Source organism: Phormidesmis priestleyi ULC007 (assembly GCF_001895925.1).
Lineage (GTDB): Bacteria > Cyanobacteriota > Cyanobacteriia > Leptolyngbyales > Leptolyngbyaceae > Phormidesmis_A > Phormidesmis_A priestleyi_A.
In genome coordinates this window covers 1-19,208 of sequence record NZ_MPPI01000010.1, presented here as the reverse complement: position 1 = coordinate 19,208, position 19,208 = coordinate 1, and the positions used below count along the sequence as shown (strand labels likewise).

Genomic DNA, 19,208 nt, shown 5'->3' with positions numbered 1-19,208 from the left:
CTGCCTCCGAAATTGGCATAACTCTATGAGCCGGATTTCTCAAGTCATTCATAGTGAACAATGAAGCGTAATCCCCTTATAGAGTTCCCTTAACAATTGCTCGTGTCTTTAAATTCTTTTTCAATCGCCCCAGTACTGTTTAACGTGAACGGCGTTTGATTTCGCTGTATTGAGGTAAATGTGATGTTTGATTTCTTAAATTTTAGACTAGAAATTCTGCCTTATGGTCAAGCGATCGCTTCAAGCATCACCCAATGGGATTCAACAGGCAAAACGAGCGTTTGCTCTGAAAGGTTGGACTCAGGCAAATCTGGCAGGGGAGGTGAACCTAAAAACACGCCAACCGATTTGGCCGTTTTTCACCGGGCAACCCATCGATCGCCAGATTCTCCTAGAAATTTGTTCCGTGCTGGAATTAGATTGGCATGAGATCGCAGTTGATCCGCCAGCAGAACTTCCTGAATCGGGTGGATTGGTTCGGGCTTCCTTACCCGATATCGATGCCTTGGTACAACAGGTGCGATCGCAGCGTCGAGACAAGGCAATCTTTCAAGAACGGTTTCGCACGATCGCTTAATCAGCAAGGTGTATCACCAGAATTGGGGGACAGGGGGGCGTATTCATCCCTTGATTCTGCAACGCCGATAGAGCTTCTACAGGGCGGTGGTGATCCTGTCTAAAAGTATCTACTGTTGATAGAAATGGTAATCTTCTATCTTCTACTTCTGGCGATCGTAGCCCCGATCGCAGCCCGATCGCTACTCCAATTCCTATCCACAAAGCTAGGTTGTTAAATATCGTTCCAAGAACCACTCCGCCGAGTAGCCCATAGGAAGTACCCATACCCAGAACATACCGTTGTGAATGATTCGTGATTTGTTCCTTGTGACAAGTTGATAAAGATACCGTTCAAGATTTGCCTCTTTGCCCACAAGCGTGGTTTCGTGGTTTTTCAATGCTCACCGACTGCTCACCCCATCCGTCATCCGTCCGCTCATCTCGGTGGGGTGAATGCGATAGATTTCAATCACTTCCGATCGTCCCTCAGCATCAACCCAGGTGCGATTGATAGCAGGCGACAGTGTTGGGTTTTTGGTTTTAATAAACTGCATCGCCTGGTCAATGTCTGGCTGCTCGGTGAGTCGTTTGGCTTGACCCATGACAACAACGCTGCGCCAGCGCTCTGAATCACGAACGTCTTCCACCTGCAAACAGACATCTGGATTCGCGTCCATATCATGAGACTTCATCCCTTCGGTCGTAAAAATGTAGATGTCTGAATCTTTGAGGTAGTAGTGCATTGGCATCACATAAGGCTTTCCCTGATGGAGGCAGCCTAGATGCCCGTGTCCGACTTGCTGCAAGAGTTCTTGAATTTCTTTTGAACTCATCTCATCGATATCTAACATGATGATTATCCTATTTGTAGTCAAGTGAACTACCACACACCGACCGCTGGGCGGTACGTTGTGGGCTTCCCAATTCATCGGGAATCGCCTCTAGAACTCCGTAATTCCGTTGGTCTTACATTCCCTCCAAGGGCAGGAGTCCTGGTTCCCAAGACCCAAATGTTTTCAACAATCATGACTAGCCACTTTGACCGTTTGGTTTTCACGACCCTGACTGCGTGGTTTTTGCAGTCGTTGCAGCGTTTATGTTGCTTTGCTCAGAAGTATATCAGAACTATCGCTTCGTTGGTAAGAAATTGGTTATTTTTTGCCAACGAAGCGTATGGTGTGTGGATTCCCGCCGAACTAGCTAATCTTAGCGAACTAAGCCCAAGTTCAACAGTTCTTGAGGAGATGCCAGCACGTCGATCGCCACAAAGAAAATCTTGCCTTCAGGATTGAGCAAAAACCGATCAGTTAACCCACTTCATGGCATTGCTGCTGTGGGTGGCGGGCATTCTAGCCTGGAGCGCAGACAGAATTTGGGCAAGTAGCTGCGTCAAACGGGAACCCAGCATCCCTGTCAGGCTGCTGCTAGAAGAGGCTGATTGAGAAGAGATTGTTTGGTCGGTTGTTGAATCATTTGTTCCAGCGAGCGCTGTTTCAGTTTCAGTAAGGAATAGTCGTGCAGTGTCACCAAATCTGGCATCTCTTGCCAGCAATGGCGGCAGAACGAAACGGTTTGATGATGACAGAAACAATGCACCATCGGGTATCCGCAGCAAGGACAGTCTGTCATAAAAAGCGTCACATCCGTTTGTAATCAACTGTTTAGTAACGCGGTGGATAACGTGTCATCCATCTATCTAAAGCGTAGGATGAAAATCTGAGGAACTTGTGAAGATTCCATCAATGCAGTAAAGAAACAAAAAGAGAGTTTAAGCTGTTGTAACCTACAGGATACTACTCACCCATGTAGATGCCCAATGCGCGTGCCGTTTGTACCAAATCGCCATCAGGGTCAACCGCGAGTGGGCTACGATCGCAAACTTGTGCAATCGGAACGGCAACTACCCGTCCATTTTGCCAAGCCACCATCTGATTTGATTGATCTTCAGCAATTAAATCCACCGCAGTTTTGCCAAAAGCGGCAGCAGTCAAGCGATCGAGGGCAGAAGGAATGCCGCCACGCTGGATGTATCCCAACACCGAAACCCGTGTATCGACTGGATAAGCGCTGCACTTGGCAATGCAATCGGCAATATACTGCCCTCTGCTACCGGATGGTTTTTGATGGGGTAGGTAGTTGGCATCGTGGGCGGGATGAATGCCTTCTGCCACAAGGACGATCGCAAATTTGCGTTGCCAGCGATCGTGCAGCTCGGCTAAATGACCACATACTGTTTCAATAGAATAGGGAATTTCGGGAATCAAAATCACATCGGCTCCCCCAGCAATGCCAGAATGCAGCGCCAGGTGACCTGCTTCGTGTCCCATTACTTCGACGACCATGACGCGATCGTGACTGGCTGCTGTAAACGTCAGACGGTTGAGAGCATCTGTAATCGTATTCACCGCCGTATCAAAGCCGATCGTGCGCTCGGTAAGTGCCACATCATGGTCAATTGTTTTGGGAATCGCAATGAATTGCCAGTTGCCCTGCAATGCCAGTTGACTCAAAATAGCGATACTACCATCGCCGCCAATGCCAATCAGGGCATCGAGTCCCAATGCTTGGTAACTGGAAATTATTTCATCCATGCAAGCCAGAGTATTCCCTTTGTTGATCGTGCCCAAGATCGTGCCACCCATGCTGAGTAGCGGATCGATGCCGCGCAGGTCAAAACTATGCACATGCAGCGGAATCATCTGACGTTCCAGTAAACCCTGAGTGGCATAGGGAATGCCAAAAACTTGCCAATCGTAGGTCAGGGTGGCATGGCTCACTACCGCTCGGATTACAGCGTTGAGTCCAGGACAGTCGCCGCCGCTGGTTAGAATTCCCAATCGTGTTTGCCTATTCATAGCGACTTATCCCAAAAGCCGTTGTTCTAGCCAATCAAAAATTTGATTCAACTGGTTGAGGGTAACAAATCCGTATTGCCAAAGAATCATCGGTAACATTCCAGGCGTTTGTTCAGGATGTCGTAAAGCAAGCTGGAGATTCGCATCTGGAATCGCCAGATCGGTTTGCAAAAATTGCAGCAATTGAGTTAGTTCCTTAGATTCCATCATGGCTCCTCTGAATTCCATTGCCTTGAGATTAGGGAATAAGTTTGAGGAAGTTGTGAGAAACTGAAACCCTCTATTCTCAAACTTTTCAACTCGCCTCACAAGTTCCTCACATTTTTCTCCTAACTTCAACGTAGAGGTCAATGGTTTGATTGGGTGTCCTAGAAGCCAACTATTTACAGTAATTGTAAAGAGGGAAAAATATGTTTCACAAAATTCTGGTGGCGATCGACCGTTCCGAGCATAGTCATCAGGTTTTTGATCAAGCCCTTGATCTTGCAAAAGCAACAAATTCTAGTCTGATGCTATTGCACGTCTTGTCTAGTGAAGAGGAAGGCAGCCCCAACGTCTCTATGATTGGGTTGGACTACTACCCGACGATCGCTGGCGAAATTTCGGAAATGCACCAGAAGCAATGGGCAGACTATGAAAATCGGGGTTTGGAGATGCTGCGATCCTATGTAGAGCAAGCCGCTGCTGCGGACGTAAGCGCTGAATTCACCCAAAATTCTGGCAGTCCGGGTCGAACCATCTGCGAATTTGCTCGCACACGGGAGGCTAATCTAATTCTGATCGGTCGGCGGGGGCATTCTGGCTTGAATGAACTCTTGCTCGGCAGCGTGAGTAACTATGTGCTGCATCATGCTCCTTGTTCGGTTCTCACCGTGCAAGGTCAAGTTCGGGAGCCATCGGAGGTTACTCCTGACAAACAAGTTACAGCGGTGTCGTAGACACTTACCGATCATGACCACTCGTCAGCAAATTAGAAGTACTAAAGGGGTCTCACTCAAGCATCCCAGTGGAGACAAGCGTTTTCAGATACTAGACGCAACGATGAAACGGCATCAGTATCAACAAGATGCGTTAATTGAAATCCTGCACAAGGCGCAAGAACTGTTTGGCTATCTCGAAAACGATCTTTTGCTTTACGTTGCTCATAGCCTGAAGCTACCTCCCAGTAGGGTTTATGGCGTGGCGACGTTTTACCATCTGTTTTCTCTGGCACCCAAAGGCATCCATCGCTGTGTAGTGTGTACGGGAACTGCTTGCTATGTCAAAGGTGCAGCGGCATTGCTGGCAGCGGTTGAGCAATCTGCCCAGATTCATGCAGGTGAAACGACAGCGGACAATCAGCTTTCTCTCTCAATTGCCCGCTGTTTGGGAGCCTGTGGGATTGCCCCTGCCGTTGTGTTTGACGGAACAGTATGTGGTCATCAAACACCAGAGTTGGTTGGCGATCGTCTGAAGGAATATTTGGGAAAAGAGCAATAGGGAACAGGGAATCAATCACACAGCAATAATCAATCACTATGGATCTCTCTGAACTACTGGAAATTGCTGAACAGGAACGCCAATCTCAAAAAGCGTTGCAAATTCGGTGCTGTGTTGCGGCGGGTTGTCTCTCTTCTAATGCACTGGCGGTTAAAACTGGGTTGGAACAGGCAGTTACAGAAGCAGGGTTGACAGACACCGTGCAGGTTTCTGGTGTAGGGTGTATGCGGTTGTGCTGCCAAGGTCCACTGGTTCAGATTGATACTTCAGCAGAACTGGAGCATTCTGAAATTCTGTATGAAAAAGTGGCTCCCGATCAGGTTTCTGCAATCGTCGCAACCCTTCAATCCCAAACCCCTGCAAATACACCAACGACCCTCCAGCAGGGCGATCTCACTCAGCCATTTTTTACCCAGCAACGGACGATCGTCCTGGAAAACAGCGGCAAAATTGACCCAGAACGAATCGAAGCCTACATCGCTGCTGAGGGCTATCAGGCGCTTTACCACACCCTGTATGAGATGAAGCCAACAGACGTTATCAATGCGATTACCCACAGTGGGTTAAGGGGTCGAGGTGGAGGTGGTTATCCCACAGGTTTGAAATGGGCAACGGTGGCAAAGGCAACCGCAGAACGTAAATATGTGATCTGCAATGCGGATGAGGGTGATCCGGGGGCATTCATGGATCGCAGTGTGCTGGAAAGCGATCCGCATCGGGTGCTGGAAGGAATGGCGATCGCGGCTTATGCGATCGGGTCTACTCAAGGTTACATTTACGTCCGGGCTGAATATCCCTTAGCGATTAGTCGTTTGCAAATTGCCATTCGACAGGCGCAACGGTTGAAACTTTTAGGCAGTCAGGTGTTCGATTCTCCCTTCGACTTTCGGATTGATATTCGGATTGGCGCAGGAGCCTATGTCTGCGGAGAAGAAACGGCGCTGATGGCATCGATCGAAGGCAAGCGGGGCGTTCCCAGTCCGCGTCCTCCCTATCCAGCCGAACGGGGATTGTGGGGCTTCCCCACGTTAATCAACAATGTCGAAACCTTTGCTAATATTGCCCCCATTATCCGCCACGGAGCCGATTGGTTTGCCAGCATTGGCACCGAAAAAAGCAAAGGCACGAAAGTTTTCGCGCTGGCAGGCAAAATTCGCAATACGGGCCTGATTGAAGTGCCGATGGGAACGTCTTTGCGGCAAATTGTGGAGGAAATGGGGGGCGGCGTGCCCGATGGCGGGTCAGCAAAAGCGGTGCAAACGGGTGGACCTTCTGGCGGTTGCATTCCTGCCTCAGCCTTTGATACGCCAGTGGACTACGAATCGTTGACGCAGCTCGGCTCGATGATGGGGTCGGGTGGCATGATTGTGATGGATCAGACGACTAGCATGGTGGATGTGGCGCATTACTTTATGGAGTTTTGCCGAGATGAGTCTTGCGGCAAATGCATTCCCTGTCGAGTGGGCACTATGCAACTCCATCAATTGCTGACAAAGATTCGAGAAGGTCAAGCAACTGACGTTGATATGGAATTGCTCAAGGAACTGTGCGATATGGTAAAACACACGAGCCTGTGTGGGTTGGGTCAGTCTGCTCCAAACCCAGTTCTCAGCACCTTGCGCCACTTCGAGGATGAATATAGGACATTGATTGATAAACCGTGATGAGAGACAGCTTTAAGGTCTATTTCTTTTCTGAGGTAGGAGGGTTTAAAGGATGTTGAGAGAAACACAGTTGTGTACAAAGTGCTATAGAGAGTTTCTCTCATGGCAAATGTTGGGTGGGATATGTTCGGAGTGCAGAGAAGGAGAGGAGAAAAACAATAAAATTTCTCCACCACTAACACAAAAGACAAAAATCATACCACCACAGTCATGTGTTAAATGCAACACACTATTTTTCCAATCGGAAGTTTTGGACGGAGTGTGTCCTAAGTGCAGAGCACTAGAGTTGAAGAAAATTACTAAAAAAGAACCACTATAGATTTTTCAAGTCAAACCCCCTTGAAGTTCCAATTTTGATCTGCTGAAACTTACATCTTTAATGGAATAATTTATGGCTGTCAAAACCCTAACGATCGACGATCGCTTAGTCAGTGCCCGTGAAGAAGAAACCGTTCTGGATGCAGCACGGGAAGCGGGTATTCACATTCCTACGCTGTGCTATTTGGAGGGGGTTTCTGAGGTGGGGGCGTGTCGGCTTTGCCTGGTTGAGGTTGCGGGTAGTTCTAAACTTCAACCTGCCTGTGTCACTAAAGTGGCAGAGGGCATGGAGATTCAAACCAACACCGATCGCTTGCAAAATTATCGCCGCATAATTGTTGAAATGTTGTTTGCAGAGGGCAATCATGTTTGTTCTGTGTGTGTTGCCAATGGAAATTGTGAACTGCAAGATTTAGCGATCGAAATGGGAATGGATCATGTGCGACTGGAGTATCAATTTCCTGATCGCCAAGTGGATCTTTCCCACGATCGCTTTGGCATGGATCACAATCGCTGTGTATTGTGTACTCGCTGTGTTCGCGTTTGTGATGAACTGGAAGGCGTACATACCTGGGATATGGCGGGTCGGGGTTCTCAATCCCATGTGATTACAGATCTCAATCAACCCTGGGGCACGTCTCAAACCTGTACATCTTGCGGCAAATGTGTTGAAGCTTGTCCCACAGGGGCAATTTTTCATCAAGGTTCCAGTGTGGGTGAAATGGTGCACGATCGCGCCCGGATTGAATTTATTGCAACAGCTCGTCAAAAACAACAATGGTAGTCCTAAAAGAGGTAGTTAATATGTTACGACCGCATTTTCCCGAAACTTATCTGTGGATTATTTTATGGTTCATTTTTGCATTATTCCTCTTGATTGCAGAAGCCGCTCTCCTGCCTCAACCAGCCATTGCAATGGTGAACCAAATCAAGGAAGCTCTGGACATATTTTTGCTCCAGGCTACTCACTTCATTTAGTAGAAGCAGCAAGAAGTTGTTGCACAAGGATAACTGGAGGGAAATATGGCACGGATAAAATTCGCAACCGTTTGGCTAGGTGGCTGTTCCGGTTGCCATATGTCCTTTCTGGATTTGGACGAATGGCTGTTTGATTTGGCAGCCCAAGTTGACTTCGTTTATAGCCCGTTTATGGATGTTAAAGAGTATCCAGAAGGTGTGGATATAGTGCTGGTGGAAGGGGCGATCGCCAACGAAGATCACCTCGACATGATTCGCAAAGTCAGAGCACGATCGCGGTTGCTGATTTCCTTTGGCGATTGTGCGGTGACTGGCAACGTCACGGCTCTCCGCAACTCCCTTGGCAGTGCTGAACCTGTACTGCAACGATGCTACATCGAAGCGGCTGATCTTCATGCTCAGATTCCCACTGAGCCGGGAATTGTGCCGCCTTTGCTCGATCGGGTCACGCCTGTTCATACTGTTGTTCCGGTCGATGTTTACCTGCCTGGTTGTCCACCGCCCGCCGATCGGATTCGAGCTGCCCTGGAACCGCTATTAACAGGCAATATGCCTCATCTAGAAGGACAACAAATCAAATTCGGCTAAGGAGGAGGATTGATGTCTCAGCGAATTGTGATTGATCCGGTGACGCGGATTGAAGGACACGCCAAAATTACAATTTACCTGGATGATGTCGGGCAAGTCACCGATGCCCGCTTTCATGTCACAGAATTTCGCGGATTTGAAAAGTTTTGTGAGGGACGACCGCTGTGGGAAATGCCAGGCATTACAGCGCGGATTTGTGGCATTTGTCCCGTTAGCCACCTGCTGGCATCGGCTAAGGCGGGCGATCGCATTCTGGCAGTCACGATTCCCCCCGCAGCGGTCAAGCTACGCCGCTTAATGAATTTGGCACAAATCATCCAGTCCCATGCCCTCAGCTTCTTTCACCTCAGCGCACCCGATTTGTTGCTGGGCATGGAAAGTGATCCCCAAACGCGCAATATCTTTGGGTTAATGGCGGCTAACCCTGATTTAGCACGGGGCGGCATTCGCCTCCGTCAGTTTGGACAAGAGATTATTGAACAATTAGGGGGACGCAAAATTCATCCCGCTTGGGCGGTTCCTGGTGGAGTGCGAGAACCCTTGTCTGAAGAGGGACGGACTCATATCCGCGATCGCATTCCAGAAGTCCGCACCACTGCCCTGAATGCTCTAGAACAATTTAAGCAATTGCTTCAGACTCACGAACGCGAAGCCCAAACCTTTGGCAATTTTCCCTCTCTGTTTATGGGATTGGTCACACCCGATGGCTTATGGGAGCATTACGACGGTTATCTTCGCTTTGTCGATAGTGCCGGAAACATTGTCGCTGACCGCCTCGATCCCGCTCGCTACCAGGAATTTATTGGCGAAGCGGTGGAATCGGATTCCTACTTGAAATCCCCCTACTACCGTCCCTTGGGCTACCCCGACCAGAACGATCACTGTCGGCTAGACAGCGGTATCTATCGCGTAGGCCCCCTGGCACGGCTAAATATTTGCACCCAGATTGGGACACCCCTAGCGGATCAAGAACTGCGGGAATTTCGCGATCGCGGTCATGGCACCGTTACATCTTCATTCTTCTACCACTACGCCCGTTTGATTGAGATTTTGGGCGCGATCGAGAAAATTGAACAAACGATCGATGATCCAGACTTACTCTCAACGCATTTAAGAGCCGATGCAGGCATTAATCAACGGTCAGGTGTGGGAGTCAGCGAAGCCCCACGCGGTACGTTATTTCATCACTATCAGGTAGACGAAAACGGGCTAATGCAGAAAGTGAATCTAGTGATTGCCACCGGACAAAACAACCTGGCAATGAACCGAACTGTGGCGCAGATCGCCCGCCATTTCATCCACGGTTCTGATATCCCGGAAGGAATGCTAAACCGAGTGGAAGCCGGAATTCGCGCTTTTGACCCCTGCCTCAGTTGCTCCACCCACGCTGCTGGGCAGATGCCGCTCCATGTTCAACTGGTTGGTGCTGATGGCACGCTGCTCAACGAAACCTGGCGAGATTAATGATTCATTTTTTATAAACCCTCACAAGTTCATCAAATTGTTTTCCTAACCTCAAAGTGGAGCCAATAGGTCGATCGCTCCTCAGGAAATTATCAGGAACACATCATGGACTGCCACCTAGCCGCTACACTCAAAAGCTTGCACCGATCGATTCTAGTGATTGGTTACGGCAGTCCGCTCCGCAGTGATGATGGCGTAGGGCAGGAGATTGCTCAACAGATTGCAACTTGGGGAATGCCGAATGTGAAGGCGATCGCCGTTCACCAACTGACCCCCGAATTGGTTGAATTGCTGGCAAAGGTTGATATCGCCATTTTTATTGATGCTTATCCTGCCACCGCAGACCAAGAGATCCAAGTTCGCCTACTGGAGCCTGCTGATGGCATCACATCAGGACATTGGTGTGAACCGCAGGTGTTGCTGGCAATGACACAGGCGCTCTATAGCAAACATCCCCAGGCGTGGTGGGTGATGGTGCCGGGGATAAATTTTGAGTTGGGAGAGTGCTTTTCTGTGGTTGCGAATCAGGGCATGGAAGCAGCACTCCAGGAAATTGAACAGTTAATGCAATCAATGAGGACAGAATCATGCATGAAGTTGGGATGATGCAAAGTATTTTAGAGCGGGCTGTGGAACGTGCCAAACAGGAAGGCGCTCACCATATTGACGGAGTGCATATGCGAGTGGGTGCGGCTTCTGGAGTTGTACCCGACTCTTTGGAATTTGCGTTTGAAATTGCGAAAAAAGGCACGATCGCAGAAGATGCTCGGCTCGAAACAGAGCTAGTTCCTGTGGTCTGTTACTGTGCCAATTGCCAGCTTGAATTTCAACCCACAGATTTACTGTATGAATGTCCTGAGTGTCACCAGCCCAATTGCGAGGTGAAACAAGGACAAGAGTTTGAATTGGCATTTCTCGATGTGTCTTGAGGAGGGGTGATGCCCGAAACATTTAAGTCAGCGATGGACAAAGCCTACGATATCTTGCGGACTGAGCATCAACCTCTAAAAGCCATCTTTGCACCAAAAAGTGTGGCGGTGATTGGGGCGACCGATCGGGTTGGCAGTGTCGGGCGAACAGTGCTCTGGAATCTGATCAGCCACACTTTTGGTGGCACAGTATTTCCAGTCAATCCTAAGAGACATAGTGTGCTGGGGATTCAGGCATATCCCACCGTTAGCAGCATTCCTGAACCCGTTGATCTGGCGATCGTAGTTGTGCCTGCTCCCGGCGTTCCTGATGTGATTACGGAATGCGTAGAAGCAAAGGTCAAAGGCGCGATCATCATCTCGGCGGGATTCAAGGAATCGGGGGCAACGGGGGCGGCATTAGAAGCGCAAATTTTGGAACGGGCACGGCGGGGTAATTTACGCATTATTGGTCCAAATTGTCTGGGCGTGATGAATCCACTTACGGGTTTGAATGCCACCTTTGCAGGAGCAATGGCGCGTCCTGGCAATGTGGGCTTTATTAGCCAGAGTGGGGCACTGTGTACCGCCATTTTAGACTGGAGTTTGCGGGAGAATGTGGGCTTCAGTGCGTTTGTGTCAGTGGGTTCCATGCTGGATGTGGGCTGGGGTGATTTGATCGATTATTTGGGCGACGATCCGCACACCCACAGCATCGTGATTTACATGGAGTCGATCGCCAATGCCCGTTCGTTTCTCTCCGCAGCGCGGGAAGTTGCCCTCACCAAACCGATTATTGTGCTGAAGGCAGGTCGCACTACCGCCGCTGCCAAAGCCGCCACGTCCCACACCGGAGCTTTAGCGGGGAGTGATGGGGTGCTGGATGCTGCCTTCCATCGCTGTGGGGTTCTGCGAGTTGACACCATTTCTGACTTGTTTGATAGGGCAGAAGTGCTGGCAAAACAACCCCGTCCGCAAGGATCGCGCTTAACGATTTTGACCAATGCCGGAGGTCCAGGCGTACTCGCTACTGATGCGCTGATTGCTGCTGGCGGAGAACTGGCGGAACTATCGGAGGAAGCGATCGCCCACTTGAATCAAGTCCTGCCCACACACTGGAGTCATGACAACCCGATCGATATTCTCGGTGACGCTGATCCACAGCGCTATGCAAAAGCACTGGAAATTGCTGCTCAAGATCCCAACAGTGATGGCTTGTTGACCATTCTCACGCCGCAAGCGATGACCGATCCTACACAAACAGCCGAGCAGTTGAAAGCCTATGTCGAAACTACACAAACCTCTACAGCATCTCTAAAACATAAACCGATCTTGGCAAGTTGGATGGGCGGAGCCGATGTGGCAGCAGGGGAGGCAATTCTCAACCAGGCTGGCATTCCCACCTATGCCTATCCCGATGCAGCCGCACGAGTGTTCAGCGACATGTGGCGCTACAGCTATAACCTGCGAGGCATCTACGAAACGCCTACATTAGCTGGATTAGATGCAGAAATTCCCGATCTCTTCGAGATACCCGCAAGGGGTCGCCCCTTGGTAGAAACCATCATCCAAACCGCTCGTCAAGCCGATCGCACCCTACTAACCGAAGCCGAATCTAAACAAATTCTCCATGCTTACGGCATTCCTGTCGTTCAAACCTGTGTTGCCCAGAGTGAAGAGGATGCAGTGCATTGTGCAGATGCGATCGGCTATCCGGTTGTGCTGAAATTGCTCTCACAAACCATCACCCACAAATCAGATGTGGGTGGCGTGAAGTTGAATCTTGCCGATGCTGATGCTGTTAGAAAAGCATATCAAAACATTGAAGCGGCTGTTGTTGCTGATCCCGCCTCCTTCATTGGCGTTACCGTTCAGCCAATGGTTAAACTCGACGGCTATGAACTGATCATGGGTAGCAGTCTGGATGATCAGTTGGGACCTGTCGTGTTGTTTGGATCGGGTGGACAACTGGTAGAAGTGTTTGAAGACCGGGCGATCGCTCTACCGCCACTCAACACCACACTGGCGCGACGGATGATGGAACAAACCCACATCTATCGGGCACTCAAAGGCGTTCGCGGACGACCAGCAGTTGATTTAGCCGCATTAGAGCAACTATTGGTGCGCTTCAGTCAACTTGTCGTCGAGCAACGGTGGATCAAAGAAATTGATATCAATCCCTTACTAGCCAGAAGCCAGGAGTCGGCTCCATTCATCGCTCTGGATGCTCGCATCGTTTTGCATGGACTGGATATTCACCTGGATCAGTTACCCAGGCTGGCAATTCGCCCTTATCCCACGCAATACCTTTCTGCTTGGACAATGAAGGATGGCACCTTCCTCACCATTCGTCCCATTCGTCCTGAAGATGAACCGCTGATGATTCAGTTCCACAAAACACTGTCTGAACAAAGCGTTTATTTTCGCTATTTTCATCTGATTAAACTCAGTCAACGCACGGCTCACGATCGCCTGACGCGACTCTGTTTTATTGATTACGATCGCGAGATGGCGTTGGTGGCTGACTATACTCATCCAGATACCGAAGCGCATGAAATTCTGGCAGTTGCCCGACTCAGCAAACTGCACGGCACCAATGAGGCAGAATTTGCGCTCCTGGTCAGCGATCGCTACCAGTGTCAGGGATTAGGCACAGAACTGCTGAAACGTTTGCTCCAAGTGGGTCAGGATGAACAGCTAGAACACATTCATGCCGAAATTCTGGCTGATAATTCTGCGATGCAGCGAGTCTGTGAAAAGTTAGGATTTAGCCTGCGATCGATCGAAGCAGGCGTGATGCAAGCAACGATTGAGGTACAACAAATCACACGATGAATATTGTATTCCAGCAACGATTACATCTCGTGATTCAGGGAGCTGTTCAAGGGGTCGGCTTTCGTCCCTTTATCTATCGGTTAGCGGCTGATTTAGGGTTAACGGGTTGGGTCAATAATTCTGCTCAAGGTGTCGTGATTGACATTGAAGGAGTGAGATCGCAGCTCGATACATTTCTGCACCGACTTAATCAAGAAAAACCATCGCGATCGCACATTCAAAGTTTAGAATCCTCATGGTTTGATCCAGTTGGTTATTCTATTTTTGAAATTCGCAAAAGTGTTGTGGGTGAGAAAACAGCTATTGTTCTGCCCGACATCGCCACTTGTCCAGAGTGCCTTCAGGAGATCTTTGACCCTACAAATCGCCGCTATCGCTATCCCTTCACCAACTGTACGAATTGTGGTCCTCGCTTCAGCATCCTTGACGCGCTTCCCTACGATCGCTCTAACACAACGATGCAGTACTTCAAAGTGTGCAGAGATTGTCAAATAGAGTACGGAAATCCTGGCGATCGGCGGTTTCATGCCCAGCCCAATGCCTGTCCGCAGTGCGGACCTCATCTACAATTGTGGAATCCATCCGGTGAAATCGCGTCTCACGACAATGCTTTGAAGATAGCAGCAGATGCAATTCGCCAGGGCAAGATTGTGGCGATCAAAGGCTTGGGTGGATTTCATTTAATGGTTGATGCTCGTAATGAGACAGCAATTCAGCGATTGCGGCAAGCAAAACAACGAGCCGCTAAACCCTTTGCATTGATGTATCCTTCCCTGGAGTTAATCAAGGCTGATTGCGAAGTCTCAGAGTTAGAAGAACAGTTGTTGCGATCGCCCGAAGCTCCGATTGTTCTCTTAAAACACTCCAAAACCCAAACTCTCAACGCTAAAATTGCCCCATCTGTTGCCCCCCACAATCCGTATCTAGGCATCATGTTGCCCTACACGCCCTTACATCACCTACTGATGGCTGATGTGGGTTTTCCTATTGTGGCAACCAGTGGCAATCTTGCCGATGAACCCATTTGCACCGATGAACAGGAAGCCATCCAACGGCTCGGAACCATTGCTGATTTGTTTCTTATTCATAATCGTGAGATCGCCCGTCCAATTGATGATTCCATTGTTCGAGTGGTGATGGAACAGAAAGTGGTATTGCGTCGTGCGCGGGGCTATGCGCCGTTGCCGATTTCAATTCATTCAAAATCCAAAATCCTGTCCGTTGGCGCACATTTAAAGAATACGATCGCCTTTTCAACCAATCAGCAGGTCTTTGTCAGTCAGCACATTGGCGATTTGGAGACAGTTCCGGCATTTGAGGCGTTTCAACAAACGATCGCTAGTTTTCAACAGATCTATGAACTGCAACCGACTGCGATCGCCTGCGATTTACATCCCGATTATCGCTCTACACAGTTCGCTCATCAACTTGCTAATCAATTGCAGATTCCGGTTATCCCCGTTCAACATCACTACGCTCATATCCTCTCCTGTATGGCAGAGCATCAGCTTGAGGGTTCCGTTTTAGGCATTGCCTGGGATGGCACAGGCTACGGATCGGATGGCACTCTCTGGGGTGGTGAATTTCTGCACATCACCGATACGACCTTTAGGCGGGTTGCTCACCTGCGTTCGTTCCATCTGCCTGGAGGAGATAAAGCCGTTAAAGAACCGAGGCGATCGGCGATCGGATTGCTTTACGAGCTGTATGGTGATCAGGTGTTTGAGATGAAGGCACTTGACTCTATACAAACATTCTCAGATCAAGAATTAAAAATCTTGAAAACTATGCTGAACAAGAATCTCAATGCTCCAATTACATCCAGTGCCGGACGCTTGTTTGATGCGATCGCTTCAATCCTCGGATTGCGTCAATACATCCAATTTGAAGGGCAGGCAGCGATGGAATTAGAGTTTGCGATCGAGGGCTTTGAAACCGATGAATCCTATCCATTTGAAATTCAATCAACCAGATCTCCGACTTCTCCAAAGAAGTCGGAGATCTTAGATTGGGCAGCGATGGTACGGAGAATCTTAATTGATAGTCGATCAGGTCTATCGATCAGCAATATCTCAGCCAAGTTTCATAACACACTGGTTGAGATGATAGTAGCGATCGCGAACCGAGTTGGAGAAGAGCGAGTCGTTCTTACAGGCGGCTGTTTTCAAAACAAATATCTAACCGAACGCGCCATTCAACGATTGAGAGCAGAAGGATTTCGACCCTACTGGCACCAGAAGATTCCAGCCAACGATGGCGGCATTGCATTGGGTCAAATCATGGCAGCGCTACGGGAAATTTCAGGAGGTAAAGAACGATGTGTTTAGCAGTTCCAGGAAAAATTATCGGCATCCACAATCAGGACGATCCATTGCTGCGGACTGGTAGAGTCAGCTTTGGAGGCGTAATTAAAGAAGTCAGTCTTGCCTATGTGCCTGAAGCAAAAATCGATGATTATGCGATCGTCCATGTGGGCTTTGCCCTCAGTATTCTTGACCCTCAAGAAGCAGAACGAACATTGAGGTACTTAGAGCAAATTCAGACCTGATCGTGCAATGAAGCGCGATCGATATCGATTATCATAACGCCCCTGTTGAGCGGCGATAACAGCCCTGAATAGAAGCAAGAAAACTCTGCTCGCCACTCCAACAGGATTGTTAGACCACTAATCCTCCTAATAAGGCAATAGCCAAGCATTGATACGAAGGCACTAAGGTTCTTTGGGGTAAAGAACAGTAAGCTTCAATAAAGCTGCTAACGGCTTGAGTAATATAGATAAAATCGAGTTTTGAAGTATCTTAGATTTCTGGATAACCTGAGCTATGCTAGGTGAAAAGCAATAGTAAAATTGGACTAATTTTTTGCCAAAGAACGAAGGCAACAAAATTTTGTCTCTGAATTTGTAGAATGTGCTTAAAGTTTCTGTGTCTGCGTTACAGGCAGTAGCAATAAAGCATGAGCCGTTGTTTGAGGGGACATAGTTCGTCCGTCCATCAAAAATGAGAGGGTCTACGAGAGGTTTTGGACGAATTATAAGTTGTCCGCAGTGTGGACAATATTCGTTGGGTATCGCTTCCGAATGAATATCAATTTTTATTGGAGGATCAATTTGCCGCGGATATTCAGGTGGAGTAGGAGTAAACCCCTTTGGGGCTTTTATGTAATTAGGGATTGAAGGATCTATATAGTTGGGAATCGGTTGTATTAGCGAGACTCCGCAATGAGGACAATAGCGAAAGTTTGAAGATATAGATTGTTTACAGTGAGGGCAATCTCGAAAGAGGGGTACTTGATATTTGTCAGACGTGTAGGATGGCATAATCACTCCTTTTCTTCTTACCCAGATTATGGGAGATAAATTTGAAGAACTTGTGAGTAGACCCAAAAACCTGACAATTCTTCAGCAGATTTTAGAATCTGGCTTCAACCCGTCAGGCTAACTATTAATAGACTGAAAGCTTCCGCCTAAGATCCCGTAGTGGGTGAATAGGCAGAAGGATTCGGCATAACGCCCCAAATTTAGCACTTCGGTAGAATCTTTCTCCATAATGTGCTGCTGAAGGTGAATAGGCAGAATCTTTTCATATATTTTCATATTCATTACGGAGACGATCGGATGTGCTATTAAGCGCACCGTATATCGCTCCTCTCCACTCGTGATGCAAGAACGCCCAAAGAAATTGTCTGATTCCTCACAAGTTCCTCAAACTGTTTACCTAACCTCAATGCTATAGCCAATCATTGGGACTCTATGGTTATGGCAAATTCTAAGCTGAGAACTGTTGCAACCATTGATGCTAACGAAGCCGTTGCTCAAGTTGCCTATCAACTGAATGAAGTGATAGCTATTTATCCCATCACGCCTTCTACGCCAATGGCTGAAGGGGCAGATGTCTGGGCTTCTGAGAACAAGCCAAACCTCTGGGGCACTATTCCTGCTGTGGTTGAAATGCAGAGCGAAGCAGGGGTTGCTGGAACCATTCACGGAGCCTTGCAGACGGGTGCATTGACGACAACCTTCACTGCATCCCAGGGATTGTTGCTGATGATCCCAAATATGTACAAGATTGCCGGAGAACTCACCCCGACCGTGTTTCATGTGGCAGCGCGATCGCTGGCAGCACAGGCACTTTCTATCTTTGGCGACCATAGTGATGTGATGGCGGTTCGTGCTACTGGGTTTGCTATGCTTTGCTCTGCTTCTGTGCAAGAGGCGCAAGATTTTGCTCTGATTGCTCAAGCCGCCACGCTGCGATCCAGAATTCCCTTCCTGCACTTTTTTGATGGCTTCCGCACGTCTCATGAAATTGCAAAAATCGAGTTGTTAGAGCAGGAGGATTTGAGATCGCTGATTGATGAAGATTTGATTCACGCGCATCGATCGCGGGCACTGTCTCCTGATCATCCCGTCCTGCGAGGAACAGCCCAAAATCCAGATGTCTATTTTCAGGCACGGGAAACGGTCAATTCATACTACGCAGATTGTCCAGACATCGTGCAAACTGCGATGGAGCAATTAGGGCAATTAACGGGGAGATCCTATCACCTGTTTGATTATCACGGTGTACCCGATGCCGAACGGGTAATTGTGTTGATGGGGTCGGGTTGCGAAGCAGTTCATGAAACGGTTGATTACCTGAATGCCCGTGGTGAAAAAGTCGGTGTGGTGAAAGTGCGGCTGTATCGTCCCTTTGATGTCAAACGATTTGTTGAGGTGTTGCCTGAGAGTGTGAAGGCGATCGCTGTTCTCGATCGCACTAAAGAACCCGGTAGCACAGGCGAACCGTTATACCTGGATGTGGTCAACGCTATTTATGAAACAAATTCAACACTCAAAGCTCAAAACTCAAAATTAATTATCGGCGGTCGCTACGGACTATCTTCCAAAGAATTTACACCTGCGATGATCAAAGGTGTATTTGATCATCTGACAGCCGCTAGTCCAAAAAACCATTTCACAGTGGGAATCAATGATGATGTCACCCACACTAGCCTGGACTATGATTCAGGATTTTCGATCGAATCAGATAAGGTCATTCGCGCTATCTTTTACGGACTGGGTTCGGACGGCACAGTTGGAGCTAACAAAAACTCAATTAAGATCATTGGTGAAGAAACGGACAACTACGCTCAGGGATACTTTGTTTATGACTCCAAAAAATCAGGTTCCGTTACCATTTCTCACCTACGGTTTGGCTCACAACCGATTCGCTCATCCTATCTGATTAGTTGTGCAAACTTTGTCGCCTGTCACCAGTCAGCATTCCTGGAACGGTTTGATATGCTTCAGCATGTTGTTGCAGGTGGAACCTTCTTGTTGAATACTCCGTACAACACTGAGGAAGTGTGGGAACATCTACCCCAACCCATGCAGCAGCAAATCGTTGAGCAACATCTGAAGTTTTACATTATTAATGCCAATAAAGTTGCCCACAACAATGGCATGGGTGGGCACATCAACACTGTGATGGGGGTGCGACCTCTACTTGATTTAATCATTCAATCATGATATTACCTCAGTGATGCAACCAAGAGGGGTGAGTATGAGCGCTCAATTGTTA

Annotated in this window: 19 protein-coding genes; 14 read left to right on the top strand and 5 right to left on the bottom strand. The window is 48.5% G+C overall.

What is annotated here, in order from left to right; genetic code table 11:
* The first annotated feature begins 223 nt into the window (after positions 1–223).
* A complete protein-coding gene (locus BRW63_RS10715) occupies positions 224–577 on the top strand; it encodes a hypothetical protein (protein WP_223257349.1) in 354 nt (117 codons plus the stop codon).
* Here the strand turns inward: BRW63_RS10715 and BRW63_RS27650 are convergent.
* Both BRW63_RS27650 and BRW63_RS10710 read right to left on the bottom strand, forming a co-directional pair.
* The gene (locus tag BRW63_RS27650; protein ID WP_143162042.1) at positions 574–843 is read right to left on the bottom strand and encodes a hypothetical protein; all 270 of its coding nucleotides are present in this window, start codon (positions 841–843) and stop codon (positions 574–576) included. The genes BRW63_RS10715 and BRW63_RS27650 overlap by 4 nt on opposite strands.
* A 116-nt stretch (positions 844–959) precedes the next feature.
* Positions 960–1,409: a pyridoxamine 5'-phosphate oxidase family protein gene (locus BRW63_RS10710; RefSeq protein WP_073070994.1), complete on the bottom strand. Its 450-nt coding sequence runs from the start codon at positions 1,407–1,409 to the stop codon at positions 960–962.
* 468 nt (positions 1,410–1,877) lie between these two features.
* Here BRW63_RS10710 and BRW63_RS29525 point away from each other — a divergent pair, with 468 nt between their 5' ends.
* Positions 1,878–2,000: a hypothetical protein gene (locus tag BRW63_RS29525; protein ID WP_262983533.1), complete on the top strand. Its 123-nt coding sequence runs from the start codon at positions 1,878–1,880 to the stop codon at positions 1,998–2,000.
* Positions 2,001–2,351: 351 nt separating this feature from the next.
* Here the strand turns inward: BRW63_RS29525 and BRW63_RS10705 are convergent, their stop codons facing one another.
* Together BRW63_RS10705 and BRW63_RS10700 are read right to left on the bottom strand one after the other, a co-directional pair.
* Positions 2,352–3,413, bottom strand: coding sequence for an ATP-dependent 6-phosphofructokinase (locus BRW63_RS10705; RefSeq protein ID WP_073070993.1), 1,062 nt, complete (start codon positions 3,411–3,413; stop codon positions 2,352–2,354).
* A gap of 6 nt (positions 3,414–3,419) precedes the next feature.
* Positions 3,420–3,620 (bottom strand): DUF2949 domain-containing protein, encoded by a 201-nt coding sequence (locus BRW63_RS10700; RefSeq protein ID WP_073070991.1) that lies wholly within the window; start codon positions 3,618–3,620, stop codon positions 3,420–3,422.
* A gap of 203 nt (positions 3,621–3,823) precedes the next feature.
* Here BRW63_RS10700 and BRW63_RS10695 point away from each other — a divergent pair, with 203 nt between their 5' ends.
* The 11 genes from BRW63_RS10695 (at position 3,824) to BRW63_RS10640 (ending at position 16,195) form a co-directional block, all read left to right on the top strand.
* Complete coding sequence (locus BRW63_RS10695; protein ID WP_073070989.1) at positions 3,824–4,351, top strand: universal stress protein; 528 nt, start codon at positions 3,824–3,826, stop codon at positions 4,349–4,351.
* Positions 4,352–4,364: 13 nt separating this feature from the next.
* Positions 4,365–4,892 (top strand): bidirectional hydrogenase complex protein HoxE, encoded by a 528-nt coding sequence (gene hoxE, locus BRW63_RS10690; protein ID WP_073070987.1) that lies wholly within the window; start codon positions 4,365–4,367, stop codon positions 4,890–4,892.
* Positions 4,893–4,930: 38 nt separating this feature from the next.
* Positions 4,931–6,556 (top strand): NuoF family protein, encoded by a 1,626-nt coding sequence (locus BRW63_RS10685; protein WP_073070986.1) that lies wholly within the window; start codon positions 4,931–4,933, stop codon positions 6,554–6,556.
* Between the two features lie 391 nt (positions 6,557–6,947).
* On the top strand, positions 6,948–7,658 hold the full coding sequence (gene hoxU, locus BRW63_RS10680; protein WP_073070984.1) for a bidirectional hydrogenase complex protein HoxU: 711 nt from the start codon (positions 6,948–6,950) through the stop codon (positions 7,656–7,658).
* Positions 7,659–7,897: 239 nt separating this feature from the next.
* The gene (locus BRW63_RS10670) at positions 7,898–8,440 is read left to right on the top strand and encodes an NADH-quinone oxidoreductase subunit B family protein (protein WP_073070980.1); all 543 of its coding nucleotides are present in this window, start codon (positions 7,898–7,900) and stop codon (positions 8,438–8,440) included.
* Positions 8,441–8,452: 12 nt separating this feature from the next.
* A complete protein-coding gene (locus BRW63_RS10665) occupies positions 8,453–9,904 on the top strand; it encodes a Ni/Fe hydrogenase subunit alpha (RefSeq protein WP_073070978.1) in 1,452 nt (483 codons plus the stop codon).
* A gap of 105 nt (positions 9,905–10,009) precedes the next feature.
* Positions 10,010–10,510, top strand: coding sequence for a hydrogenase maturation protease (locus BRW63_RS10660; protein ID WP_083582849.1), 501 nt, complete (start codon positions 10,010–10,012; stop codon positions 10,508–10,510).
* Positions 10,492–10,833: a hydrogenase maturation nickel metallochaperone HypA gene (gene hypA / locus BRW63_RS10655; RefSeq protein WP_073070976.1), complete on the top strand. Its 342-nt coding sequence runs from the start codon at positions 10,492–10,494 to the stop codon at positions 10,831–10,833. The genes BRW63_RS10660 and hypA overlap by 19 nt, the downstream gene beginning before the upstream one ends.
* A 9-nt stretch (positions 10,834–10,842) precedes the next feature.
* On the top strand, positions 10,843–13,647 hold the full coding sequence (locus BRW63_RS10650) for a bifunctional acetate--CoA ligase family protein/GNAT family N-acetyltransferase (RefSeq protein ID WP_073070975.1): 2,805 nt from the start codon (positions 10,843–10,845) through the stop codon (positions 13,645–13,647).
* Positions 13,644–15,974, top strand: a complete 2,331-nt coding sequence (hypF, locus tag BRW63_RS10645) for a carbamoyltransferase HypF (RefSeq protein ID WP_073070973.1) — start codon at positions 13,644–13,646, stop codon at positions 15,972–15,974. The genes BRW63_RS10650 and hypF overlap by 4 nt, the downstream gene beginning before the upstream one ends.
* Positions 15,965–16,195 carry a HypC/HybG/HupF family hydrogenase formation chaperone gene (locus tag BRW63_RS10640; RefSeq protein ID WP_073070971.1) on the top strand — a complete coding sequence of 77 codons (231 nt, stop codon included), beginning with the start codon at positions 15,965–15,967 and terminating at the stop codon, positions 16,193–16,195. Before hypF ends, BRW63_RS10640 begins: the two co-directional genes overlap by 10 nt.
* A 162-nt stretch (positions 16,196–16,357) precedes the next feature.
* Here the strand turns inward: BRW63_RS10640 and BRW63_RS29925 are convergent, their stop codons facing one another.
* On the bottom strand, positions 16,358–16,966 hold the full coding sequence (locus BRW63_RS29925) for a zinc ribbon domain-containing protein (protein WP_073070969.1): 609 nt from the start codon (positions 16,964–16,966) through the stop codon (positions 16,358–16,360).
* 438 nt (positions 16,967–17,404) lie between these two features.
* Between BRW63_RS29925 and nifJ the strand changes: the two genes are divergently transcribed.
* Positions 17,405–19,156, top strand: a complete 1,752-nt coding sequence (nifJ, locus tag BRW63_RS10630; RefSeq protein WP_083582847.1) for a pyruvate:ferredoxin (flavodoxin) oxidoreductase — start codon at positions 17,405–17,407, stop codon at positions 19,154–19,156.
* The last annotated feature ends 52 nt before the right edge of the window (positions 19,157–19,208 follow it).